Raw genomic sequence first — 21,893 nt, 5'->3', positions numbered from 1 at the left:
TAAGGATGAAAAACAAGTTTTCAGAAGAGGATACCGACAGAATAATAGAGATGGCCTGGGAAGACCGAACGCCTTTTGAGGCGATTTACCATCAGTTCGGCCTGAGGGAAGATGAAGTGAAAAGCTTTATGAAAACCCACCTGAAGTTCTCCAGCTACAGGCTATGGCGAAAAAGGGTTGAAAACTGCAAAACCAAGCATGCGGCAAAACGCAGCAGCGGTATTAACCGTTTTAAATGTACCCCACAAAGGTTGACCGGCAATAAAATTTCAAAGCGTTGAAAAAAGTAAAAAAACAGAATCTGCCCGTTAAAACATGTACGGTGTGCAACCGTCCTTTTACCTGGAGAAAAAAATGGGAAAAGAACTGGGACGAGGTGAAGTATTGCAGTAAAAGGTGCAGCAAAAACAAATGATGAAAAAAAACTATCATACCTTACGCCTTATACTTGGCGATCAGTTAAATATAAATCACTCATGGTTTAAAACCACTGATGATACCGTTTTGTATGTACTAATGGAAGTTCGTTCCGAAACCGATTATGTATGGCATCACATTCAAAAGGTTACTGCTTTTTTTGCTGCGATGGAAAACTTTTACCTCGAGCTTAAGAAACAGAACCATAACATTGTCTATATCAGGCTGGATGATACTGATAACCAAAATACTTTTTCAGGTAATTGCAGCGCTCTGATTAAAAAATACAACATCAGGAACTTTGAATACCAATATCCGGATGAATACCGTGTGGATAAGGAGCTTTCTGATTTTTGCACTAAACTTGACATTAGTTACAAATCCTTTGATACCGAACACTTTTATACTACCCGGGAAGAACTGGCAAATTTCTTTCAGGATAAAAAAACACTTCTCATGGAAAGCTTTTACAGGGAAATGAGAAAAAAGCACAACGTACTCATCAGCGCAGGTGAGCCCGAGGGAGGTCAGTGGAATTTTGATAGTGAGAACCGAAAAAAAATCCCTAAAAGTCACAACGCAATACCTCCTTATGTTTTCCATAATGACGTTACTGATCAACACAGCAGAATCACAAAAGCGAAAATAAAGACCATAGGCAGAATAAACCCTGAACAACTGGTATGGCCCGTTAACCGGGAGCAGTCGCTGGAGCTGCTTAAGCATTTTACCGATAACTGCCTCATGTTTTTTGGTACATTTCAGGATGCCATGCAATCCTCACAGTGGTCCCTTTATCACTCCAGGCTCTCTTTCTCGCTCAATTCGAAAATGATATCCCCTCAGGAAGTAACACAGGCTGTGATAAAGGCCTGGAGAGACAATCCTGATACGATATCCTTAAACCAGACCGAAGGCTTTATCAGGCAGATAATCGGCTGGAGGGAATACATGAGGGGGGTCTACTGGCTTAAAATGCCGGAATTTGAAAAAGTAAACTTTTTCAGTCATAAAAATCCCCTACCCGGTTGGTATTGGACAGGGGAAACTAAAATGAACTGTCTGAAACAATCCATAAAGCAATCGTTGGATTATGCGTATGCCCACCACATCCAGAGGTTGATGATCACAGGGAATTTTGCCTTACTGGCCGGAGTACACCCCAATGATGTTGACGCCTGGTACCTGGGCATTTATATTGATGCCATACAATGGGTTGAAATAACAAATACCCGTGGTATGAGCCAATATGCTGATGGGGGTGCTATCGCTACCAAACCCTATACAGCCAGTGCCAATTATATCCATAAAATGAGTAACTATTGTGATGGTTGCTCTTATAACTACAAGGAAAAAACATCCGAGAATGCGTGTCCGTTCAATAGCCTTTACTGGAATTTTCATGACCGAAACCGTGCACAGTTGGGAAACAATCCAAGGCTGGCTATGGTATATCGGTTATGGGATAAAATGGCTCCAAAAGAAAAAGCAGCTATACTGGAGAAAGCTGATTGTTACCTCAATCAAATTGAGAGTCTATAAATTTTTTTTTAAAAATATATTTATAATTAAGATAAGCGGTTCTGTCGCATCTGTTTGTTAAAATCCAAGAAATTCGAGTACTATAACTTTATGCTGCCAGTTTGCAGCATGGTCAACCTAAACGCCGTGAATCTTCATTATCTCTTCAACATTGCGGTAGCTCAAAGTAAACCTAAGCTTAAAATATACTGCCTGAAGAATTATAGATTTCGGATAGCAATGACCTTTGATATTCATGAAATAAAGATTTTAAAGACCAAAGGTAAAATATATGTGTAGATGCGACAGAATCATAACAGCCTATTTATACTTTTAAACAGTCCGGGGAAGCGGAGTCTTGATCAGATACAAAAAAGCCATCGGGTTCCAATGGCTTTTTGTATCGTTCTTATTCGCCTGAGACATACCCCAGAGGAGTATTCCGTGATTTACAGTCATGACTGGAATCATTCGGTATCTATGGCAATTTTACCATAAAAGTTCTCATCACCCTTTTTGTATTCCAGCAGGCTATGGGCTTTACCTATCTCCGTCAGCGAGAACACCTTGTTGACTATCGGTTTTAGCTTTCCGGTCTCGACCAGTCGTGTCAGCTCATCGAGTTTGTTCCTGTTCTGTCGGGTAAAAACAAAATGGTAGGTGGCATTTTTACCCCATGCGTGAATAAGGTTCTGCGGGATCTCTATATCCACCAAGGTCACTACCTGGCCTAACTGGCTTAGAATCTTTCCGCTATCAGACAGGGTATTGCCCCCGATGGTATCGATAATGATATCAACCCCTTTGTTATCGGTCAGGCGCTGAATGGCGGCAATATAATCCTCATTTTCATAATCAATCACATAATCGGCTCCCAATCCGGTTAGGAATTCATGATGGACTTTGCGTGCCGTAGTGTAAACGATGGCGCCCATTGCCTTTGCAATCTGAATGGTAGGTATACCTACACCACCTGCCCCGCCGTGAATAAGAATGGTCTGATTGATTTTCAGCTGTGCCCTTGTAACGAGCATCTCCCAGGCTGTACCGGCAGCAAGGGGAAGTGATGCAGCCTCCAAATGGCTGATGTTTTTTGGTTTTATACCAATGATAGATTCATGTGCACAATGGTATTGGGCATAACTTCCCTGGCCTTTAAAAATTTCAGGGGTATAATAGACCTCGTCCCCGACTTTAAAATTCTCCACTCCCGGTCCCAGTTCGACAATCTCACCGGAGACGTCATGTCCTGTTGTAACCGGCAATACCAGTTCGTTTCGGTAATCACCCCTGCGCACCTGGTAATCCAGAGGATTTATGGAAGTGGCTCGTACCCTTACAAGGACTTCCTTGAAGCCGGGTTTTGGGGTTGGTATATCCAAAATTTCGAAATTCTCTACAGAGCCAAACTCTTTTATAACTGCTGCTTTCATATTAATTAGTGAATTAGTAAATTAGGTAAAAACCTAAATGTTATTTAAAAAATTTAAAGTTTATATTTTATATGGTTGGCCAGATCCTGAAGTAACTGCTCGTTCCTTTTATAGTAGGTCCATTGGCCCTTCCGGGTAGCAAGAAGGATCTTTGCTGCCGACATGGTTTTCAGATAGTCGGATACAGTAGGTACCGACATTCCAGCTTTTTTGGCAATATCGGATACGCACACACCCAATTGGGGCGTTTCGTCACTCAGTTCCTCTTCAGGGAAGTGGGCTAAGGGATCCTTTAACCAAGTAAGAATATTTAAACGTGTCTCGTTGGAGAGTGACTTTAGTATTTCTAATAATTCCATGAGTACAAATTTAGGAAATTACCTAATTACCTACAAATATAAATACATCTTTTTTTTGTGAAATACGCTATTCCCACTATTTACGGGCCCTGACAGATAGAAAAACACCACCATATCGAAAAAAAAGGTATGCTTTTTCGACAAATACGGCCTTTTCTGATACTTTCGTACTGTCAAAAAACGGCTTTAGTCGCCTAGATACCTCTGTATTACTACTGAAAGTGTCAACAAGCTGCGTTTCAGCCAGCAGGATTCATTACTAAGGTTAAAGCCGATGGCGTTCCGTTTGTTTGTGCATAAAGTAGTATTCTTTTATCTTACGAAGTAATCCAAATAATACATTAGTCAAAAAAATGAAACGAAGATATTTCTCACAGTTTGCCATTTTATCTGGGTTATCGTTACCACTTATATATTTCTAAAAGGTTGGCATTCTCAGATAAGCTTACCTTAGGTATATTGTTTTTGATTTCGACTTTGAATTCGGGAATAAGTTCTACTGTTTTAAAATCAATAGGCTGTCCTTCTATCATATAACGTGCTATTTGATCAGTAAGCTCTCGTTTGTCTAAATAGGCTGCTCCTACGGTAATAAAATCATCAACGGATAGGATTTCATTATTATTTTTTTCTTTTCTTATCGCGTACAAGTCCAGTAACATATTCCTGAGGGTAAATTTTCCGTTTGATACTACTCTGATTTGGTTATCGAGGTAAAAAGCGTAAATCAAGCCTCGTCTGTAGGGAAGTTTTCCATAAGTAGCGTAATCGGTCCAGTATTTTGCAGCGATTGAATCATTATGTACGCCTTTTATCTCACTCTGGTAATGCTGTTTGAAATTATCTTCATTAAGGTAATTCAGAAATTCTTCCTCATCATAAAGTTTACTATTTGCCAGATTAATGAGTGCGGTATAATCGTTAAATCCTTCACCAAACCATTGGTGGTCAAAGCTGTCTGTACCGAGCATGATTTTTATTCCTATCCAGGTATGGGCAGTTTCGTGTGCGGTAACGTAAATTTCTCATGTTCCAAATTTCCTTCCCAATTTCATTATAAAGCCGTTGTTTATCCCGAAACCGCCTGCCCCAATTTCTGTTTGGTTGTTTTGCAGTGCCGTTACGGACAGAAAATAAAACGGAAAATCGGTATCGTTCCAGAACCTGTGAATGCTTGGGAAATAGCTTTTAAAAAAGGGTATGAGACTTCCCTGCAAATCATTACCATACCTATCTTCTTTTGTAGTTACACTAAAGTATGGGACACCCAAAACGCTGTATTCCATAACACTAATATTATTTCCCATAACAAAGCACACTGCATTGGAAAGGTCCTCATAATAAACCGAAAGCTTTTCTGAAGGACTTTTCTGAGATGGATCTATGGAATTAAAATAGCTGAAGTTTTTTGGGTAACTGTGCCATCTGAAAGATACCCGTGGATTGCTTTTATCGGTTACTGTCAAGGCAAACTGCTTGTTTACAAGGGTTAATACTCCTTCACTGATGACAGGTCTGAACAGTTCGGTTTGAGATGCCCGAGTGGGTAGATCAGGTGGAAGGGAACCGTCTATTTCATAACTAATTGTGTGTTTATTGGCTCCGTTGTGGTATACGGAGATCTGTCTGTTCACTTCATCTACCCTGACTACTTCCGGCTCTGAGGACGTGATATTTCTGATGACTTTAAATATATCGGCCTGCCCTCCCCAATTTGGGTCTCCAAATATAAAGACAGTACTATCTTTCTGATGTGCAGAATACGTGAGTTCAACTCTTAGTACTGATGACTGTCCATCCCACCTGAGTACATAGTCCATGAAAGGTTCTTCTTGTGCGTAAGAGCAGATTGTTAAAAGTACAAAAAGAATGAATCTAATCTTGCTATTTTTTGGTGTCATAAGCTTATTTTTTTTACTAGTATTTTCGATTTGGATGGCTAGAGCTGCGGATAATTCTTCTTCCTACTCTAAATTACATAATGGTGTCTTCTACCTGTAGTATATATACTATCAATTAAAGTAACCGTTGTAGATTTATGTCTATCATATCCATGGCTTTACACACTTATAAGCAGCCTGTTGGTATTCATTTGATATTTTTTTACTTGACTAAATGACTGATTTGTGGTCTGTACAATACCTGGTCGTACAGCTACAGCGATGGCCTGAACCTGTCTTCACCGATAGCGGATCCCACTTCGCTACGCTGCCGCAGATACCTAAAGGTATTTTAATGATTTTCCCCTTTACCGATACTCTTACATAGAGCGGACATGTGCCGTTTCGGCGCTGCTTATCGGTACGTATTATGCCCTTTACATAGAAATATCCCATACTGTTACATGCGCTACTATAAGATTGCAGTCCACCGAATGCATGATAGCAGCGGACCTTTCTCAATAGCAGACTCCGCTTTCCTCTTGTACTGTCATCTTTTTACCCCCTCCTACCGTCTTTCTTTCCGATCCGACCCAGGTGGGTAGTACGGAAACTATCATCAAACTTCAGCCCGAAACCAAAGAACCGGTCCATTGCCGAGTGGCCGAAAAGGATTACCCCTGTCAGCATAACCCACTGAAGGCCAAAACTGCAACCTAAAAGCAGAACCAGGACGGCCACCAGCTTGTGGTGGAAAACATTATAAAGCCGGGCACCTGCCTTTGTCCCCGCCAGGTAACCGATCATTGAAAGGTCAGGTAAGAGAAGACAGGCAGGAAAGACCCACCAGCTGTAGTCTAGATAGGCAAAGAAGGCAACGGACAGCAAAAACTGTCCGAGTTCCTCAAGCTTTATAAGCGTATTCATTCCTTTTGTCATTTGTTTTGCTTTATTAAATAGTACAAAACCTGAACTGCCCTCTACAGGAGCTCGGAGACTACCGAAACAGGCCCCGAAATGATCTTTTCAATAGGACATTTCCCTCCTATATCCAGTAGTTTCTGTCGCTGTTCGCTGTCAAGGTTACCCTCAAGGCGTACTTCCTTTATAAAGGTCACCTGATGCGTGGTGAGGTTCCTTTTGAAGCCCACCTTAATCTCGACACCCTTGAGATCCCAACCCTTACGGTCAGCATACATCCTAATGGTCATCACTGAACAGGCTGCCAGTGAAGCCTCCAGTAATTCGGTGGGGGTAAAACCCAGGTCCTCTCCGCCCACCTCAAGAGGCTCGTCGGCGCTAATAATATGGTTTTTCGCCTGTATTTCGGTTTTATATTTTTGCTTTCCTATTCTGGCAACAGTAGTTTTCATATTCTGATAGTTCGTTATTTTTTAAGTTTAGGTTCCGGTAAGGGTACTTTGGCTGTCTCATTGGGTACTCCGGCAAACCGGCCCTGTCTCCAGTTCTCTTTTGCCTGTTCAATAAGATCCCGGCTTGTGGCCACAAAATTCCATTCTATGAAGCGTTCCTCCGGGAAGGGCGCTCCTCCAAAAATGTATACTGTTGTTCCCGCTTCGATCTCAAAGTCGCACAAACTGCTGTCTTTAGCAACTAAAATCTGTTTGGGTCCGTAGCTGTGCCCTTCTGAGATTACGGTTCCTTCCAGGATGTACAATGCACTTTCCCCAAAGAGGTCCGCTCCCAGACGTACCGTTTTGCGCTCTCCCGATTTGATCTCCATAAAATAAAGCGGACTGTAGACCGGAACCGGTGATCTCTTTCCGGCCACTTCCCCCGCAATAAGCTTAAAATGTATCCCTTCTTCCTCCCAAACGGGTATCTCATCCGCCCCAATATGGGCAAAGGAGGGATCGCACTGCTCCCACTCTTTGGGCAGGGCTACCCAGATCTGCAGCCCGTGAAGGCCTTTTTCCCTACCTCTCAGGTAATCGGGGGTGCGCTCGGTATGTACCACACCCCTGCCCGCTGTCATCCAGTTTACCTCACCAGGCTTTACTTCCCTGGCCGTACCGAGGCTGTCAAGGTGAAACACGTTTCCTTCAAATAAGAAAGTTAGCGTGGAAAGACCGATATGCGGATGCATATCAATATCGATATTCTCATCCGTGCCTAACGCTACAGGTCCCATATGGTCAATAAATATAAAAGGGCCTACCATCCGCTTTTTACGGAACGGAAGCAGCCGCCCCACCATAAAGTTGCCGATATCGGCAGCTCTTTCCTCTATTATGAGTTGTGTATTTGACATTAGCTGTTGAATTTAAGTTTGCTGATCATCGCATCGGTAATATCGTCCGAATAGATACTGAAGGAATTGATCAGTGTCCCTCTCACTGAATATTTTTTGGAGCTTATCGCATATATTATAGAAGCACTCTCTGCACTGGAGTCTTCCTCATCAAGCCTGAAATAGCCGTCTATCTCAAATTCATCGGGGAGCATATTGTAGATTCCATTACTGCACGCAATGCAGTTTCCCTTCAGGCTTAAGTCTTCTGTATATCCCAATTGCTTCAGGTCATTCAGAGCTTCAATCAGGTTGTCGTACGATCTCGCCTCAGGATTTCTTTTAAAATTGGTCATAGCCCTTAAATTTTTTACTTACGATACGTTTCCACTCTGGGTTTCTCTTAATATAGGCAAATACAAAAGGGCAAAACGGTAACAATTTTATCTTGTGCTCCTCCAGATAGTGAAGGGTTTTCTCAATTACGGCAGTCGCTGCCCCCTTACCTGCCAGTTCCGGTTCGGTTTCGGTGTGTACCAGAGCAATCTGGTTCACGAATTCACCGTAATTTATAAAGGCATAGCTGCCATCGATCGCTATCTCAAAGCGTTTTCTATCCACATTCTTTACCAGTTGGATATCTTCAAATATTGGTTTCATATTGTATATGTATTGTCGCTACTTTCAAACAAGTATCGTCCGTTTTTATTTTTAATCCTCCAGGAGGTCGCCTGTATGTAAGGGGCGTGAATACATCTCCAGAGAACCGTCCGGTTTTTTGGGCCACTGTTCCATTGGCCTGTCCCAGTAGAGCTCCACCCCGTTTCCGTCCGGGTCATCAAGGTAGAGGGCAAGGGATACGCCGTGGTCGGAGAGCCCCGTCAGGGGATACTGCGCCTCCTTGAGTCTTTTGTATACCGCTGCCAGGTCCTTCTTCTGCGGATAGGCAATAGCGGTATGGAACAGTCCCACGCTGTGCTGATCTGCACGGGGGCTGTCCTTACTGTACCAGGTATTCAGGCCGATATGGTGGTGATACCCCCCGGCTGCCAGAAAAGCAGCCTGATCGCCATACCGCAGGGTGATACCGAATCCCAGCAGACCGCAGTAAAAATCTAAGGAACGATTCATATCGGCGACCTTAAGGTGGACATGGCCAATCCTGGTCCCGGCAGGAATTTCATATTCTTTTTCCATCATTGACAAAAGTGTTGGTGAGCCCTTCCCTCTGAGGTTGTACCAATTTGACGGTATAGCACTCTGGGCGTATATCAGGCTGCTGTTTTATCGTATTGTAAGGACAGCGCCGGCTTTTACCGGCACTGTCCTTTAATAGTATTGGATTACTTCTTGCCAAAGAGTGCCTCACGCAGTACGGCGCCAGCCTGGGTCAGAGCTTCCTGTACACCGGCAATATCAGAGAGCGGGTTAAGCATCCCGTAATCGTGTATCATTCCGTTGTATACCGTAACGGTGACCGGCACCCCTGCCTCATCCAGTTTGCGGCCGTAAGCCACACCCTCATCAAAGAGAATATCATTTTCGGCTACCTGAATCAATGCGGGAGGCAACCCCTTCAGTTCCTCCAGGGAAGCATTGATCGGTGAGACATACTTCTGTTTTCGCTCTTCCGGGTTGGGGATATACATGTCCCACATCCATTCCATGATCGGGGTGGTCAGAAACCTGCCCTGTCCGTATTTTTTGTAAGAGGGACGGCTGGTATCCGAATCAACTAGCGGCCATAACAGGAGCTGAAAGGCAATTTTGGGACCGTTCTTCTCTTTGGCCATTAGGGAAACAACCGTCGACATATTACCGCCCACACTGTTTCCGGCCACTGCTAATCGGGAACCGTCCACACCAATTTCACTGCCGTGCTCGGAAACCCATTTGGTAGCGGCATAACCTTGATTGATCGCAACAGGGAACTGTGCATCGGGTGTTGGCGTGTAGTCGGGAAATACCGCTACCGCCCCACTGCTGACAACCAGATCCCTCACCAGGCGTCTGTGGGTAGGGTAATCACCCAATACCCATCCCCCGCCATGGAAGAACATAAATACAGGAAGTCCGTCCTTGGCTCCCCTGGGTTTTACAATGTGGATGGTAAGGGTCTGCCCGTCATGCGTAGTTATCTTCCTTTCGGACTCTTCAATATCGCTATAATCATAGGATACGGATTGCTGTGCATTTACAAGGACCTGTCGTGCCTCCTTAGGGGGCAGGGATTCCAGTGGTGGCCCGTCACCGCTGTTAAGCGCTGTCAGGAATATACGGGTCTCTTTTGAGATGTTCGGATCTTTTTCTCCGGGAATTGTCTGTGCCATACTAGTTGAATTTATTAAGATTGAAATAAAAAATAATACTGTTAGTGATAATCGTGAATGTTTCATAATGTGAAAAGTTTTAAGGGGTTACTACTATTTTAGAGTTCCGTTATATTGGTGCTGAAAGGTGCCTGTCGTTTCGCTATTTTCAGTTCGGCCAGGTACTGATGGATCTGGCTTATTGCCATGGAACCCTCCCCAACGGCGGAAGCGACCCTTTTAACAGAGCCCTTCCTGACATCTCCTACGGCGAAAAAACCGGATATGCTGGTCTCCAGGGACTGTGGTTTCCTGTGCCTGTAAAGTGCGCACTGTCCCTGTAAGTTGTCAGTGACGTCCGGACCGGTATAAATGAAACCTTTATCATCCATGGCAATCAGCGAACTGAGCCAGTCAGTGCAGGGTTTTGCCCCTATGAATGTGAAGAGATTGGAAATCCCTATCCTTTGCTTTTCCCCAGCCGTATCCAAAACCACTGATTCCAGATGATGCATCCCGTTAAGGGCAGTGACCGAGCTCTTGGTGTGAACGATAATATTGGGCGTTGTATAAATACGCTGGACCAGGTAGTCGCTCATTTTAGCCCCCAGGTCCTCCGCACGGATAATAATATGGACCTCATGGGCATGATCTGCCAGAAACAGCGCTGCCTGGCCCGCCGAATTGCCACCACCCACAACCCCGACAAGCTCATTTTTGCAGGCGGAGGCATTCATGGCCGTGGCCGAGTAAAAAACCCCGCTGCCTTCAAAGTGGTCAATGGTGTTTATCGGCAGACGCCTGTACTCTGCACCGGTGGCCGCAATGACCGCCCTGGCATTAATGTTTTTACCATTGGAGACACATACGCTGAAATGGTCGCCGTTATACTCTACCTTTTCGGCCTTCTGGGGAATCGAAAGGATACAGCCAAACTTCTGCGCCTGTATGTAGGCTTTGTTGGCAAGATCGTTACCCGATATTCCTGTGGGAAAGCCCAGGTAGTTTTCGATTTTCGAACTTTTACCGGCCTGTCCCCCCGGTGCGTTGCCGTCTATTGTTACCACACTGAGGCCTTCCGATGCCGCATATACACTGGCAGCAAGGCCTGAGGGCCCCGCCCCCACCACCAGTACATCATATATCTCGTCGCCAAAATCGGATAGTACACCGGTCTCTCTGGCCAGTTCGGCAATCGTGGGCTTTTTTACTATCTCACCGGTAATGTTTATAAGAATGGGCAGATCATCATCGCTGAGACTGAAACTCTCCAGCAATTGGCGCGCATGCCCTGATGCATCGGTATTGTGGAAGGTATGCCAGATATGGTTCTTTTCCATAAAATCACGCAGGGCGTAGGTATCCCTGGATTTTTCTGAACCGATGACCTGAATCCCCCCGTTAAAATCCCTCAGCATCGTTTCCTGGCGCTGTATAAAGGCGCTCAGCAGCACATCACAGATATCACTGTGCTTTGCGATGACCTCCTTAAGCCGTGTCGGGGTAATACGAAGGACCGTACTCCCCTTTGAGGCATAGGCATCAAAAGGGATGCTGCGCTCGGACAGCATACTGTTGTCACCGGTAAACTCATTGATACCGTGGGTGGCAAGCACCTGATTTTCATTAAAGGGATCCTTAATGTGTATGGCGCCCTGCAACACAACATAAAAATCATACGCGCTGTCCCCGACACGGAAAACTGCGGTCTCTTCTTCAAATGTAATCAGGTCTGCAAATCCCCTGAGGGTAGCAATCTGCTTCTGGGTCAGAACAGGAAATCTTGGATCGGTCATAGTGGAAAGTTATTAGTTGTTATATTTTTCGTCTGATATACCGCTTTTTGTAAGGCTAATCGATACCGTGTTTATTTAGGAACTCGTTAAGCTGCGGTATGGTCGGGTTCTTTATGAAATCATCTGCAAAGACAACTGTCGGAAACTTCAGTTTACCCTCATACAGGTTTCGTATCCTGGTATTTGCCGCATCATCGGTCTCCACATTGAAATCATCAAATTCGATCCACCGGCCCTGCATGTAATTACGAAGGGCGGAGGACTTGGGACACCAGTCGGTCCCGTAGAGCTGTAATTTCTGCTTATTCATGTCTTTTGATCAGTTTGTTGAAAATCGGATAAATCCTCTCGGCATTGGATACCACAAAAGGCGTAAGGGACATCAGCAGTATCGATACCGCCAGAAATATCTGGTAATTGTTATCACTGATCAGTCCATGGCTCAGTCCGCTCTGTGCCAGTACAAAGGAGAATTCCCCGATCTGTGCGATGGAGAAACCAACAGCAAAAGCCGTCTTCCACTCCAGCCCCATGACCTTTACGGCAATAATGCCCGCCATAGCCTTTACAAAAAAGGCAAACAGGGTCCAGAATATGATCCATCCCAAATCGGTCAGGAATACCTGGTAATTGAGAAGCATACCCATCGAAATGAAAAAGAAACTCATAAAAACATACCGGAACGGCAGAAAACACGAAATGGCCATATGGTTGTAGTCTGTCTCGGCTATAATCAGGCCGGCCACAAAAGCGCCCAGTGCCAGAGAAAGCCCCAACTGTTCGGTCATCAGGGCAATACCCGTTACAATAAATACGGTGGCGATGAGAAAGACCTCCTGGCTCTGGATCTTCATTACTGTTTTCAGGAAGTATGGGATCACATAGCGTGTCAGGAGATAGGCAATGCCGCCCATCAAAACCAGTTTGCCCAGTAACCATCCCAGTGCTGTCAGAGAGTCCCCTCCCTCGCCGGCAAGAAGGGGTGTGAAGAGCATCAGCGGAACAATCATTACATCCTGAAACAGTAATACCGCTAGAATGAACTTCCCGTGAGCCGTGGCTATCTTGTTGGAATCCTGGAGGGTCTTGATCACAATGGCCGTACTGCTTAAGGCATATAAGAAACCCCAAAAGACGCTCTCCTGCCAGCTGGGCCGCATCGCAAGCCAGATAAGACCGGCCGTCAAGGCAATGGTGAATAAAACCTGTGCGCTCCCGCCCCCCAGAACGTACTTCTGGATCTTCTTAAGGTTGGTAAAGGAAAATTCAAGGCCAATGGTAAACAATAACAGTATGATTCCTATCTCCGCATAGACCTCAACCTCCTGCATATTGGCAAAATAGGCTGACGTGTTAGGGCTGAGCAGGATTCCGGTAATGAGATAACCGATGATATACCTTATCTTAAGGAAACGGCAGATAATGATGACAGCTGTAGCCACGCCGAAAATGGCACAAATATTTATAAGTATATGATGTTGCATGACAGGATTTTTACGATTCTTTGTAACCCAATGCCCCGGAAGGGCAGGCATTAATCTGGTCTTTTATAGCCTGCGCCGGGGCATGCTCGGGTGTAATCCATGGCGAACCTTTGGGATTGTAGACCTTCGGAAGGGTCTTCACGCAGATACCGGCATGGATGCACTTTTTAGGTTCCCAAGTTATTGTCAGATTGTCTTTTCTGTACTCTTTTATAGTTGCCATAATAGTCTGATTTATGATTTTAATACGTCCTTAATGTCTTCCGACTTTTTAAACATCATTGCCGCAAAGGGACACAGGGGAATGATCTTCACTTCCTTTTCCCTGGCCATCTCCACAATCTTATAGAGCATCTGCTTCCCTACACCCTTTCCGTTATAGGCCGGTTCAACTTCCGTATGGTCGATAATGATCAGCTCCGGTCCGGCTATCGAATAGGTCATCATCCCCGCCCGTTTTTCATTCTCCCTTGCCAGGGCATGACCCTTGGAATCGCCTTGCTGTAGTAGTATTTCCATAATTATTGGTTTTTATAGTATTATTCGTAACGTTTATTGCCACAGGATAGAAATGGCACGGTGCCTTTCCAGATCCTTTAAAAAAGCTGCCGAAAACAGCACTTTATCCTTGCTGCCCTTTTCAGGACGATTTTACAAACTGAAGGACGATGCCTATTCTGACACTGTCGCTTACCACGATGTTCCCCTGTTCGGTCAGGGCACTCCAGGTAAGGTTAAAATCCTTTCGGTTCACCGTTACATTTCCCTCAAATCCCGCTTTGGTCTGTCCATAGGGATCGATAGCAATGCCATTGAAATCCATATCGATAGCGATTTCTCTGGTAATGCCTTTTATTGTAAGCACGCCCAACATCGTTTCCCCGTCAAAGGAGGTGGAGGTGAAGCGTATCTCAGGATAGTGTTCCGCATGGAAAAAATCAGGTGATTTAAGATGTTCGTCCCTGTCTTTGTTTCTTGTATTGACAGAGGCCGTCTTGGCCACAAAAGTAAAATCCGCATCAATGAAACCCTCATTTGTGGCTTCAGCTCTTGCGCTATACTCGTCAAAATGACCGGTCACCGTTGTGATCATCATGTGCTTTACTTTAAAGCTGATCTCCGAATGCGCCTGGTCAAGGTTCCATAGTGTTCTTGTATTTTCGCTCATTTAATTGAATTTAGTTTAGAATTAAGCTATTCCTTCTGAAAGCCGCCATGGCAATTCACGGCGACCTCCTCTTTTATGTGTACTTGGTATTTGCCCTTTCCGACAGTACTAACCGGTTAACCGATAATTTAACCACCTGCCTTTTGTACCTCCCCGTTACTCCGACGTTCCCTGATATAATGCGAATCGCATGCCATAGAATTAAATAACTGAAAATCATCATGTTAACAAATAATAAGCCGAAAATAATTTCTGAATTATCGTAAATTTCTATTATTTGAGAAATTAATATCCTGAAATCCGTAGTACTCCTACCCATTATTTGTTGGGGCTTGACTCTATCCCTGCATTACGGGTTCCGTATCCTAAAGCCTTACCTGAGCACCGGCAAATCCAAGGACTATATCCTTGCCCCTACCCATATCGGCGAGGTAGTCCCCTGAATTGAACCAGCTGCCTCCCAGAAGAAGCAGGACATCCGGGGTAGCCTGATAAGTGAAGGCACCGGAGATCTGACTCCCTATGTAACTGGAAGTTGCAGTATTCGAGGCAAAAAAAGGAAGCATATTGGGCCTGTACAAACCGTCTTTTTTACTGTAACGCCATAAAAATGCATAGTCACAGGAAAAAGTTATCTTTCCGGTAAGGTGGAGTTTTACACTGGGGTGAATATCCATAAGGTTGCTTGGCGCGATAGGAGCTGCCATGCCGAAGTAGGCTCCGGGACCGAACATAGTGTTGAGAGTCTGCTGATTGCGGTCATGCGGATTGCCGTCACCACTGATAATATCGGCTTTACATCCCAGCTCGGGAGCGAATTTCAGATCAGGAAAACCATAGGTTGTCGAAAAGGCGATACTCCAGGCTGATATGCCGCGAGGGCCAATCGATCCGAACTGGTACCCCCCTTCCAGGTCATAGTTCCATCTGCTGTCCTTACTGAATACACGCGCAGCAAGGGTATGTCTTTTTTCCATACCCGGCCCGTCATAAAAAAGGGCATAGCGGTTGTAAAATCCCAAATAATAGAAATTCAGGTTCGGCAATGATCCGGAAGTGGTACGGTCCAAAAACACCCCCCACACTTTTAGATCAGGGGAAGAGCGGTCGTCAAAAATGCCAAGCTTATCCTGGACCGCATGCAGGTAAAACATGCTGGCCTGGAACTTCTCCCCGGCATAAATTCCCTGCACCCCGTCAAAAGATCTGCGGCTGTTGGGGGCATCCCTGAGGGAGATCAGGCGCTGCGACCCGAAACTCACCTCCTGCCTGCCAAGGCGGATAGATAGAGGTACACTCTCAAGGGGCTGAAGTTCCATAAAAAGCTGATGGGCCTGCAGTGCGTTTTCCTCCACAGGCACCGGAGCTATCCTGCTCCCGGCCAGGGCGCTCTGCAGTTCCGCAAACAGGCGAAACCGGTTACCGAATTGCAGCTCGGTGTGAAAAAGCCATCTGCTTAGCAGGTAGCCGTCAGGGTCCCTTGAGGCGGGATCCCAGCCCTCATGATCCAGGAGAAGGTACTGAAACCTGCAGCTGCCACCAAAACCGGCATACCCATCTTTACCTATCGGAATCCGTTTCAGGCTTTTGTACCCATCCGGTGCTGAATCCCCAAGCGTGAGGGTATCCTTATGTTGCCGCCCAAGCGTCGTGGACTGCTGTGCCGCTGCACAACAGCAGACACATAGGGAAAATAAAAAGAGAAGGCGGGTCATTACATACTTTTGTTTATAAGGGTTCAGTACAGTAAGACCTTATCCCTACAGTACTGAACCGATAAGATTCCGGAGGTTGTTTTAGTTTTGCATTTCATATCTTTTACAGCTGTCCTTTTATCAGTGGTATAACCTCTGAACCTATCAATCCGATGGATTCCAGCAACTGTCCGTGCGATAAGCCGGCATTATCCATCTGAAAGGTAAACCGGTCCACGCCCCCGAGCGCCTTGCTGTGTCGTATCAGCTTCTCGGCAACCTGCTCGGGGCCACCCACCACAAGGACACCCTGAGGTGCGGTCATGGCATCAAAGCCGGCCCTGGTCACAGCCGGCCAGCCCCGTTCCCTACCCAATTTGGTCCACTGCTCGGCGTAACCGGGATAGTAATCTGCTATAGCCTTCTCATCACTGCGGGCTACATAGCCCGGTGAATGCAGTCCTACGCGCAGGTCCTGCGGTGAGAATCCCGCTTTTGCCCCGGCCTCCCGGTAAAGGTCAACAAGGGGACGGAAACGCTCCGTTTCGCCCCCAATAACCGCGACCATCAGAGGAAGCCCGAGCATACCTGCCCGTACAAACGATTCCGGTGTACCCCCTACCCCCAGCCATACCGGTAATTTTTCCTGTAGCGCCCTCGGGTAAACGGGCTGGTTGTCCAGCGCCGGGCGGAACTGTCCCTTCCAGGAGACAAACTCCTCATTGCGGAGCTGCAAGAGCAAGTCCAGCTTTTCCTTAAAGAGCGCATCATAATCACGAAGGTCAAAGCCGAACAGCGGATACGCCTCCGTTGCCGAACCACGCCCCACCACCAATTCGGCACGCCCTTTGGAAATAAGGTCGATCGTCGCAAAATTCTGGTATACGCGTACCGGATCGGAAGTACTCAATACCGTTACCGCGCTGGTAAGACGGATACGTGTGGTCCTTGCTGCGGCCGCAGCAAGGATTATTGCCGGTGCGGAATCCAGAAATTCCTTCTTATGGTGTTCTCCTATGCCAAATACATCCAGCCCCGCCCGGTCGGCGGCGGCGATCCTATCCAGTAACTGTTCCATAGCTGCTACACTGCTGAGTGTATTGCTGCCATATCGTGCCGAGGCAAAACTATCTATTCCGATTTCCATTATTCCTGCTTTCTTTTTATGGGTTTAACTATTTGTATTTGCTAAAGCGTACCTGTTCCTATAAGGGCTTTACTGTGCCCCTCATGGTATAAAAACTACCGTCGGGCAGGGTGGCATTGCTGTAGATCACGCCGTTTTGATGATCTTCCACATGGGTAACTGTCGCTCCGGAAGCTTCCTTCCATGCGATCATATACACATCGGGCCGTATTTCCGCCAGGGTGATAGCCACTCTTTCCGAATGACCTTTCTCAGTAAGGCCTCCACCCTCCAGGACCGTAAATACCATACTGCTTTCCGATTCGAAATGCAGTTCCGTTTTCAGGACACCTACATCCATAAGGTACCTTTTGCCTGTTAGTTTATTTGCCATAGCCTGCGATATTAAATGATGTCATGGCATTACCGCTGGCCGATTCTGAGGCCGGGGTCTCTTGCTGTACTACATCCCAATGTTCTGCGATCTTACCGTCTTCCAGTCGGAAGATATCCACTACGATAACCGGGGTCGGCCCCCAGCCACGGACAAGACTGTGGGTGATCACGATATCACCCTGCTCCACTATGATACCGGGCTGCCACTTAAAATCCTTATCAAGAAAGGGCAGCAGGTCTCTCAGCCCCTTGTGTCCGTTTATCATTGAGGGATTGTGCTGCAGGTAGGATTCCTGCCAATAGCGTTCTATGGCACTGCTGTCCTTTTGGTGAAACAATTCATTCATTGCTTTCAGTACGATTTCTTTATTGTTCATTGTATTTTTATAATGATTAAAAATTTATTTTTTTACGATCAGTAATTGCGGTTATGGTCGTTGATCAACAGCCTGTTCAGGAAAGGGCTAACGGCTACGCTTTTCAGGATCTCCCGATTCAGGCCGCCTTATCCGTCCATACTTACCGGCATAATAGTCACGGTATGCTTCCGCTATCCCGGCAGCACTGTTCATCACAAAGGGCCCCTCGGCCACAATCGGCTCCCTGTAGCGCTCTCCGCCAAAGAGCAGCACATCGGCGTTTTCCCCTGCGGTGTTCTCCAGTATGATCTCACCGGCATTTCGGTCAAATTCCACAAATTCACCTGCCTTATATTCCACACCATTAAGACGCATGGTACCGGTAGGCAGCACAGCGGCTACCTCGATATCCTGATCAAAGGAAAGGGTGAAATCACCGGTCGGACCCAGTTCTATATGATACAGAAACTCCTGTAAGTACGTCGGTATTCTCGAGTGCAGCTCTTCATAATTCCCGACAATTACCTTTATGCTGCCATGGCCTCCCGGTAATGCTTTTTGGGGAACCTCGCCGCTTTGGATGGCCAGGTATTCCGGCTTTTCGGCCTTATTCGCCTCAGGGAGATTAATCCAGAACTGGAAGGCATGGGTACGGTCACCACCATTTTGCGAATCGGTATTAAGGGTCTCATCATGAATGATCCCATTGCCGGCCTTCATCCACTGGATACCTCCTGAATATACTTTTGCATAATTTCCTGCGCTGTCAAAATGCTCATCCTCACCTTCCATGATATAGCTTAGGGTAGCGATGCCCCTGTGGGGATGCGCACCGGTCCCGCTGTTACCTGCTGAGGACCGGACCTTAGGGATGATATGGTCCAAAAACACAAAAGGCCCTACCGCATCACTATACCTGTTGGCCAGAAGCCTGTAGATGATCAGTTCCCCGATATCTGCCCTTTGCCCCCTTGTTGAAAAACTTGTTTTCTTTTTCATATAAAAAGCTTTAAATTAATCAAGGAACACATACAGGGACCTGATCCTTCCCTGCTCAAAAACCACAATGTCCATTCCGGTCTGCACCGGTGCTTTTCCCTTCGGGCCCACACCCCAGATCAGCCTGCCAAGATCATTATTAATGATAACGGGGCTGAGTCTGGTAAAGGTAAAATCCTCCGGCATCTGAGCCAGAACACCACTTACGCTCTCATTGATAGCATCGTATCCTTTTACCTGGTGATTGACATGAAACAGATCACAGTCCTGCTCATAAAGGCTTTCAATTGCCTTTAGCCTGATCCCGCTGTTACGCTGGTTCCAGACCTGTTCCAGATTCTTTTCCATGACCGAAGCCAATGTTGTATTATCCATAACTGTTTTATTTAGTTAAAAAAGCCGTTCCTGAACCTGGCCAGGAACGGCAAACCTATTATTGATTCTCTTTCGGCACAGGAGTTGCTAAAAGCTGTAACTCCCAGGCCAGGGCAATACCGCTTGCCCCCATATGTTCCAGGACCACCTGGGAAAGCGCCGCAGCTGTTTCGGTGCGCGCCCAGTCACGTTGCCATTCTGAGACCACCGCAATCCAGTTAATGGGCACTATACCTACCTGGGCCATACGGCGTACCGCCATATCATGCGCCTCGGCAGAGGTTGAACCGCTGGCGTCGGTAACCACAAATACGTCATAACCTTCCCCTATTGCCTGAATGGCAGGCATGGCCACACATATCTCTGTCCATAAGCCCGCAATTATAAGCTGCTTGCGGCCACTTTCTTTGACAATGTCGGTTATCTTCGGGTCTTCCCATGTATTGATAAAAGTCCTGTTGATGGGTTTTTGCTCCGGAAATACATCCTGAAGCCCTTTGATAATGTACCCCCCGCGCTCTTCAATAACGGTAGTCAGTAGGGTCGGCACATTGAAAACTTTTGCCGCCTTGGCAAGCCCGACAACATTGTTGATGACCATCGTGGGTTCATGACTGTTCAGATTGGTAAATTGGTAAGGCTGATGATCGATCAGCACTACGATACTGTCTTCAGGTCGCAATAGCCCCTCAAGTCCGATTTTTGGCATTTTGTTCATAATTGTAATGATTTTGAGTAAAGATTTATTTAAAAAAATTGTGATACTGATTTAGTTTCCCCTTAATTATCCGGGGAATAAGGATATATAAAGCTTCCGGAAGCATACGATCGGGGCGCTACGATAACCTGCGTTGCGTCGTCTTTAAAGGTTTCAATACTTTTGTTTGTTATATTCTGAAACTGAACCTGAACCACACGCGCCTGTTCCCATTCACCACCCTTTGCAAAGCGGATGGTGCCCATCACAGTCTCAAAGGCATTGCCCCTGCAGTATTCGGATAATTTTTCATCCTCCAAACTGCCGGTGTTTCTCACGGCCTGCTCCAGCACCTGCAGCTGTGCATAGGCCAAGGGTACCACGTAATAGCCCAGTAAATCCGTTTTTTCTTTGATGGCCTGCCGCTGGTACTCCGCAAGAAGCTCCCTGACACCGGTAAATTCCATTTTGGGCACCGGAACCCAATACTCATAATTGACAATACCGTTCAGAAGGGGGCCAAGGTCCGTCTTGACCGAGGCGCTCTGCGGGCCGATCATGGCACCGCCCAGCATCTTGGGACGATAGGAACCGCTGCGGATCGCCTTGATAAGCCCTACCGAATCACTCAGGTAGGAACAGATAAATAAGATATCGGCATTAACCCTGCCCAATTCTTCGATAACCGGGGTAAAATCAACCGTTGACAGGGGATAACGGAGCTCCTTAATCACTTCCAGTCCGTAGTTTGCCGCATTAGCCCTGGCGCCGACCACAGGGTTTATTGAAAATTCTGCTTCGGCGGAAAGCAATGCCACAGTTTTGGGGGTGGGGCTTTGCGAGGCCGCAAGCTCAAAAAAACCCTCGGTAAGGGCCGTATTCGGACGCATCCCGGTGGGTATCATCGCAAAATAGTTCGGATACCCTAATGCGCTATTTACTCCCAACCCCATCAGGCCGATCAGGAATTTTTTATATTCCATGACAACAGGCATCGAGGCGGCAAGCGTATTGGTTCCGTAGCCACCCAAAACAAGATCTACCCGGTCATTATCCAGCAGATCCCTGTAAATGGCGGCGGCGCGTGCTGCATCACCCCTGTCATCGATACAGGTTAGTATTACACTGCGGCCCAAAAGGCCGCCCCTGCTGTTGATATCCCGTTCCCATATCTGATGGGTCAGCCTGGCAGCTTTTGCATTTTCAGATACCGGTCCTGTAAGGGAGAGGCTATAGCCGATTCGGATTGGAGATGTTTTCATGGCACTGTTTTTAAGTTTTCTAATAGATCCGGTAGGAATTCCCATTGGAACCGCTACCTGTATAAATAGAACCTAATTCCGTGCCATACAGATAAAATACTCATTAACAATACATTACAAACAAACAGGCGATTACTCTTTTTCTGATTTCTCGTAAATTTCTCATATTTAAGAAATTATTGATCTTTTATTTACCGCCAGGCGGATATAAAAACCACGATAATACAGGTATTGGGCACGGGACAGCATAACTTATCGCAGCGGGAAGTTGAGTTGACTCCCAAGCGGCAGTTGCCCGGGCGGATCAATATAATGCGGGAAAACCGAAATAATCGGATAGCAGGTTACACCCCATAGCCCGTAATGA

General features: G+C 46.2%; 29 protein-coding genes. 3 read left to right on the top strand and 26 right to left on the bottom strand.

Features of this window, described 5'->3' with window-relative positions; translation table 11 throughout:
• Positions 1–5: 5 nt before the first annotated feature.
• From NU09_RS09600 to NU09_RS09590, 3 genes are read left to right on the top strand one after another with little or no spacing between them, the layout of a single operon-like run.
• The gene (locus tag NU09_RS09600; RefSeq protein ID WP_129751065.1) at positions 6–281 is read left to right on the top strand and encodes a TIGR03643 family protein; all 276 of its coding nucleotides are present in this window, start codon (positions 6–8) and stop codon (positions 279–281) included.
• Positions 278–415, top strand: a complete 138-nt coding sequence (locus NU09_RS09595; RefSeq protein WP_129751064.1) for a DUF2256 domain-containing protein — start codon at positions 278–280, stop codon at positions 413–415. The genes NU09_RS09600 and NU09_RS09595 overlap by 4 nt, the downstream gene beginning before the upstream one ends.
• A complete protein-coding gene (locus tag NU09_RS09590) occupies positions 412–1,959 on the top strand; it encodes a cryptochrome/photolyase family protein (protein ID WP_317125771.1) in 1,548 nt (515 codons plus the stop codon). Before NU09_RS09595 ends, NU09_RS09590 begins: the two co-directional genes overlap by 4 nt.
• Before the next feature lie 446 nt (positions 1,960–2,405).
• Here NU09_RS09590 and NU09_RS09585 read toward each other — a convergent pair whose 3' ends face one another.
• From NU09_RS09585 to NU09_RS09460, 26 genes are all read right to left on the bottom strand, one after another.
• Entirely contained in the window at positions 2,406–3,371 is a 966-nt protein-coding gene (locus NU09_RS09585) for a zinc-dependent alcohol dehydrogenase family protein (RefSeq protein WP_129751063.1), read from the bottom strand.
• A 53-nt stretch (positions 3,372–3,424) separates the two neighbouring features.
• Positions 3,425–3,730 (bottom strand): ArsR/SmtB family transcription factor, encoded by a 306-nt coding sequence (locus tag NU09_RS09580; RefSeq protein ID WP_129751062.1) that lies wholly within the window; start codon positions 3,728–3,730, stop codon positions 3,425–3,427.
• Between the two features lie 401 nt (positions 3,731–4,131).
• Positions 4,132–4,701: a hypothetical protein gene (locus NU09_RS09575; protein WP_129751061.1), complete on the bottom strand. Its 570-nt coding sequence runs from the start codon at positions 4,699–4,701 to the stop codon at positions 4,132–4,134.
• Positions 4,702–4,755: 54 nt separating this feature from the next.
• A complete protein-coding gene (locus tag NU09_RS09570; RefSeq protein WP_129751060.1) occupies positions 4,756–5,631 on the bottom strand; it encodes a hypothetical protein in 876 nt (291 codons plus the stop codon).
• Positions 5,632–5,841: 210 nt separating this feature from the next.
• Positions 5,842–6,066, bottom strand: coding sequence for an Arm DNA-binding domain-containing protein (locus NU09_RS09565; RefSeq protein ID WP_129751059.1), 225 nt, complete (start codon positions 6,064–6,066; stop codon positions 5,842–5,844).
• Positions 6,067–6,168: 102 nt separating this feature from the next.
• The gene (locus NU09_RS09560; protein WP_129751058.1) at positions 6,169–6,537 is read right to left on the bottom strand and encodes a DUF4260 domain-containing protein; all 369 of its coding nucleotides are present in this window, start codon (positions 6,535–6,537) and stop codon (positions 6,169–6,171) included.
• Positions 6,538–6,590: 53 nt separating this feature from the next.
• Positions 6,591–6,983, bottom strand: a complete 393-nt coding sequence (locus NU09_RS09555; protein ID WP_129751057.1) for an OsmC family protein — start codon at positions 6,981–6,983, stop codon at positions 6,591–6,593.
• Between the two features lie 14 nt (positions 6,984–6,997).
• Positions 6,998–7,882: a pirin family protein gene (locus NU09_RS09550; RefSeq protein WP_129751056.1), complete on the bottom strand. Its 885-nt coding sequence runs from the start codon at positions 7,880–7,882 to the stop codon at positions 6,998–7,000.
• Positions 7,882–8,076: a hypothetical protein gene (locus tag NU09_RS09545; RefSeq protein WP_129751055.1), complete on the bottom strand. Its 195-nt coding sequence runs from the start codon at positions 8,074–8,076 to the stop codon at positions 7,882–7,884. Before NU09_RS09545 ends, NU09_RS09550 begins: the two co-directional genes overlap by 1 nt.
• 127 nt (positions 8,077–8,203) lie before the next feature.
• Complete coding sequence (locus tag NU09_RS09540) at positions 8,204–8,521, bottom strand: GNAT family N-acetyltransferase (RefSeq protein ID WP_129751054.1); 318 nt, start codon at positions 8,519–8,521, stop codon at positions 8,204–8,206.
• 51 nt (positions 8,522–8,572) lie between these two features.
• Positions 8,573–9,061 (bottom strand): VOC family protein, encoded by a 489-nt coding sequence (locus NU09_RS09535; protein ID WP_240732451.1) that lies wholly within the window; start codon positions 9,059–9,061, stop codon positions 8,573–8,575.
• Positions 9,062–9,204: 143 nt separating this feature from the next.
• A complete protein-coding gene (locus NU09_RS09530) occupies positions 9,205–10,191 on the bottom strand; it encodes an alpha/beta hydrolase (RefSeq protein ID WP_129751053.1) in 987 nt (328 codons plus the stop codon).
• Between the two features lie 98 nt (positions 10,192–10,289).
• Complete coding sequence (locus NU09_RS09525) at positions 10,290–11,966, bottom strand: FAD-dependent oxidoreductase (protein WP_129751052.1); 1,677 nt, start codon at positions 11,964–11,966, stop codon at positions 10,290–10,292.
• Positions 11,967–12,021: 55 nt separating this feature from the next.
• Positions 12,022–12,276, bottom strand: coding sequence for a glutaredoxin family protein (locus NU09_RS09520; RefSeq protein WP_129751051.1), 255 nt, complete (start codon positions 12,274–12,276; stop codon positions 12,022–12,024).
• Positions 12,269–13,450, bottom strand: a complete 1,182-nt coding sequence (locus NU09_RS09515; RefSeq protein ID WP_165357682.1) for a cation:proton antiporter — start codon at positions 13,448–13,450, stop codon at positions 12,269–12,271. The genes NU09_RS09520 and NU09_RS09515 overlap by 8 nt, the downstream gene beginning before the upstream one ends.
• A gap of 10 nt (positions 13,451–13,460) precedes the next feature.
• Positions 13,461–13,673 carry a (4Fe-4S)-binding protein gene (locus NU09_RS09510; protein ID WP_129751049.1) on the bottom strand — a complete coding sequence of 71 codons (213 nt, stop codon included), beginning with the start codon at positions 13,671–13,673 and terminating at the stop codon, positions 13,461–13,463.
• Between the two features lie 11 nt (positions 13,674–13,684).
• Positions 13,685–13,969 carry a GNAT family N-acetyltransferase gene (locus NU09_RS09505; RefSeq protein ID WP_129751048.1) on the bottom strand — a complete coding sequence of 95 codons (285 nt, stop codon included), beginning with the start codon at positions 13,967–13,969 and terminating at the stop codon, positions 13,685–13,687.
• A gap of 121 nt (positions 13,970–14,090) precedes the next feature.
• On the bottom strand, positions 14,091–14,618 hold the full coding sequence (locus tag NU09_RS09500) for a YceI family protein (protein WP_129751047.1): 528 nt from the start codon (positions 14,616–14,618) through the stop codon (positions 14,091–14,093).
• A gap of 365 nt (positions 14,619–14,983) precedes the next feature.
• A complete protein-coding gene (locus NU09_RS09495; protein ID WP_129751046.1) occupies positions 14,984–16,333 on the bottom strand; it encodes an alginate export family protein in 1,350 nt (449 codons plus the stop codon).
• A 103-nt stretch (positions 16,334–16,436) separates the two neighbouring features.
• Positions 16,437–17,459, bottom strand: coding sequence for an Atu2307/SP_0267 family LLM class monooxygenase (locus NU09_RS09490; protein ID WP_129751045.1), 1,023 nt, complete (start codon positions 17,457–17,459; stop codon positions 16,437–16,439).
• A gap of 58 nt (positions 17,460–17,517) precedes the next feature.
• Positions 17,518–17,832, bottom strand: coding sequence for a MoaF-related domain-containing protein (locus NU09_RS17290; protein ID WP_129751044.1), 315 nt, complete (start codon positions 17,830–17,832; stop codon positions 17,518–17,520).
• Positions 17,822–18,211, bottom strand: a complete 390-nt coding sequence (locus NU09_RS09480) for a nuclear transport factor 2 family protein (RefSeq protein WP_129751043.1) — start codon at positions 18,209–18,211, stop codon at positions 17,822–17,824. The genes NU09_RS17290 and NU09_RS09480 overlap by 11 nt, the downstream gene beginning before the upstream one ends.
• Before the next feature lie 87 nt (positions 18,212–18,298).
• On the bottom strand, positions 18,299–19,192 hold the full coding sequence (locus NU09_RS09475) for a pirin family protein (RefSeq protein ID WP_129751042.1): 894 nt from the start codon (positions 19,190–19,192) through the stop codon (positions 18,299–18,301).
• A 15-nt stretch (positions 19,193–19,207) separates the two neighbouring features.
• Positions 19,208–19,567 (bottom strand): nuclear transport factor 2 family protein, encoded by a 360-nt coding sequence (locus NU09_RS09470; RefSeq protein WP_129751041.1) that lies wholly within the window; start codon positions 19,565–19,567, stop codon positions 19,208–19,210.
• Between the two features lie 58 nt (positions 19,568–19,625).
• Positions 19,626–20,276 carry a hydrolase gene (locus NU09_RS09465; protein ID WP_242501854.1) on the bottom strand — a complete coding sequence of 217 codons (651 nt, stop codon included), beginning with the start codon at positions 20,274–20,276 and terminating at the stop codon, positions 19,626–19,628.
• Positions 20,277–20,347: 71 nt separating this feature from the next.
• Complete coding sequence (locus NU09_RS09460; RefSeq protein WP_129751039.1) at positions 20,348–21,526, bottom strand: amino acid ABC transporter substrate-binding protein; 1,179 nt, start codon at positions 21,524–21,526, stop codon at positions 20,348–20,350.
• Positions 21,527–21,893: the final 367 nt, after the last annotated feature.

The sequence above is a fragment of the Flavobacterium beibuense genome (assembly GCF_004151245.1).
In the GTDB taxonomy this organism is placed as follows: domain Bacteria; phylum Bacteroidota; class Bacteroidia; order Flavobacteriales; family Flavobacteriaceae; genus Flavobacterium; species Flavobacterium beibuense_A.
This window is presented reverse-complemented; position numbering and strand designations above follow the sequence as displayed.

Coding starts and splice junctions, on each gene's coding strand:
- NU09_RS09525 (WP_129751052.1), bottom strand. CDS start 11,966: ATGACCGATCCAAGATTTCCTGTTCTGACCCAGAAGCAGATTGCTACC.
- NU09_RS09565 (WP_129751059.1), bottom strand. CDS start 6,066: ATGGGATATTTCTATGTAAAGGGCATAATACGTACCGATAAGCAGCGC.
- NU09_RS09515 (WP_165357682.1), bottom strand. CDS start 13,450: ATGCAACATCATATACTTATAAATATTTGTGCCATTTTCGGCGTGGCT.
- NU09_RS09585 (WP_129751063.1), bottom strand. CDS start 3,371: ATGAAAGCAGCAGTTATAAAAGAGTTTGGCTCTGTAGAGAATTTCGAA.
- NU09_RS09480 (WP_129751043.1), bottom strand. CDS start 18,211: ATGAACAATAAAGAAATCGTACTGAAAGCAATGAATGAATTGTTTCAC.
- NU09_RS09580 (WP_129751062.1), bottom strand. CDS start 3,730: ATGGAATTATTAGAAATACTAAAGTCACTCTCCAACGAGACACGTTTA.
- NU09_RS09575 (WP_129751061.1), bottom strand. CDS start 4,701: ATGCTCGGTACAGACAGCTTTGACCACCAATGGTTTGGTGAAGGATTT.
- NU09_RS09465 (WP_242501854.1), bottom strand. CDS start 20,276: ATGCCAAAAATCGGACTTGAGGGGCTATTGCGACCTGAAGACAGTATC.
- NU09_RS17290 (WP_129751044.1), bottom strand. CDS start 17,832: ATGGCAAATAAACTAACAGGCAAAAGGTACCTTATGGATGTAGGTGTC.
- NU09_RS09550 (WP_129751056.1), bottom strand. CDS start 7,882: ATGTCAAATACACAACTCATAATAGAGGAAAGAGCTGCCGATATCGGC.
- NU09_RS09505 (WP_129751048.1), bottom strand. CDS start 13,969: ATGGAAATACTACTACAGCAAGGCGATTCCAAGGGTCATGCCCTGGCA.
- NU09_RS09560 (WP_129751058.1), bottom strand. CDS start 6,537: ATGAATACGCTTATAAAGCTTGAGGAACTCGGACAGTTTTTGCTGTCC.
- NU09_RS09490 (WP_129751045.1), bottom strand. CDS start 17,459: ATGGAAATCGGAATAGATAGTTTTGCCTCGGCACGATATGGCAGCAAT.
- NU09_RS09590 (WP_317125771.1), top strand. CDS start 412: ATGATGAAAAAAAACTATCATACCTTACGCCTTATACTTGGCGATCAG.
- NU09_RS09535 (WP_240732451.1), bottom strand. CDS start 9,061: ATGATGGAAAAAGAATATGAAATTCCTGCCGGGACCAGGATTGGCCAT.
- NU09_RS09555 (WP_129751057.1), bottom strand. CDS start 6,983: ATGAAAACTACTGTTGCCAGAATAGGAAAGCAAAAATATAAAACCGAA.
- NU09_RS09520 (WP_129751051.1), bottom strand. CDS start 12,276: ATGAATAAGCAGAAATTACAGCTCTACGGGACCGACTGGTGTCCCAAG.
- NU09_RS09545 (WP_129751055.1), bottom strand. CDS start 8,076: ATGCTCCCCGATGAATTTGAGATAGACGGCTATTTCAGGCTTGATGAG.
- NU09_RS09460 (WP_129751039.1), bottom strand. CDS start 21,526: ATGAAAACATCTCCAATCCGAATCGGCTATAGCCTCTCCCTTACAGGA.
- NU09_RS09540 (WP_129751054.1), bottom strand. CDS start 8,521: ATGAAACCAATATTTGAAGATATCCAACTGGTAAAGAATGTGGATAGA.
- NU09_RS09510 (WP_129751049.1), bottom strand. CDS start 13,673: ATGGCAACTATAAAAGAGTACAGAAAAGACAATCTGACAATAACTTGG.
- NU09_RS09500 (WP_129751047.1), bottom strand. CDS start 14,618: ATGAGCGAAAATACAAGAACACTATGGAACCTTGACCAGGCGCATTCG.
- NU09_RS09495 (WP_129751046.1), bottom strand. CDS start 16,333: ATGACCCGCCTTCTCTTTTTATTTTCCCTATGTGTCTGCTGTTGTGCA.
- NU09_RS09470 (WP_129751041.1), bottom strand. CDS start 19,567: ATGGATAATACAACATTGGCTTCGGTCATGGAAAAGAATCTGGAACAG.
- NU09_RS09530 (WP_129751053.1), bottom strand. CDS start 10,191: ATGGCACAGACAATTCCCGGAGAAAAAGATCCGAACATCTCAAAAGAG.
- NU09_RS09570 (WP_129751060.1), bottom strand. CDS start 5,631: ATGACACCAAAAAATAGCAAGATTAGATTCATTCTTTTTGTACTTTTA.
- NU09_RS09600 (WP_129751065.1), top strand. CDS start 6: ATGAAAAACAAGTTTTCAGAAGAGGATACCGACAGAATAATAGAGATG.
- NU09_RS09475 (WP_129751042.1), bottom strand. CDS start 19,192: ATGAAAAAGAAAACAAGTTTTTCAACAAGGGGGCAAAGGGCAGATATC.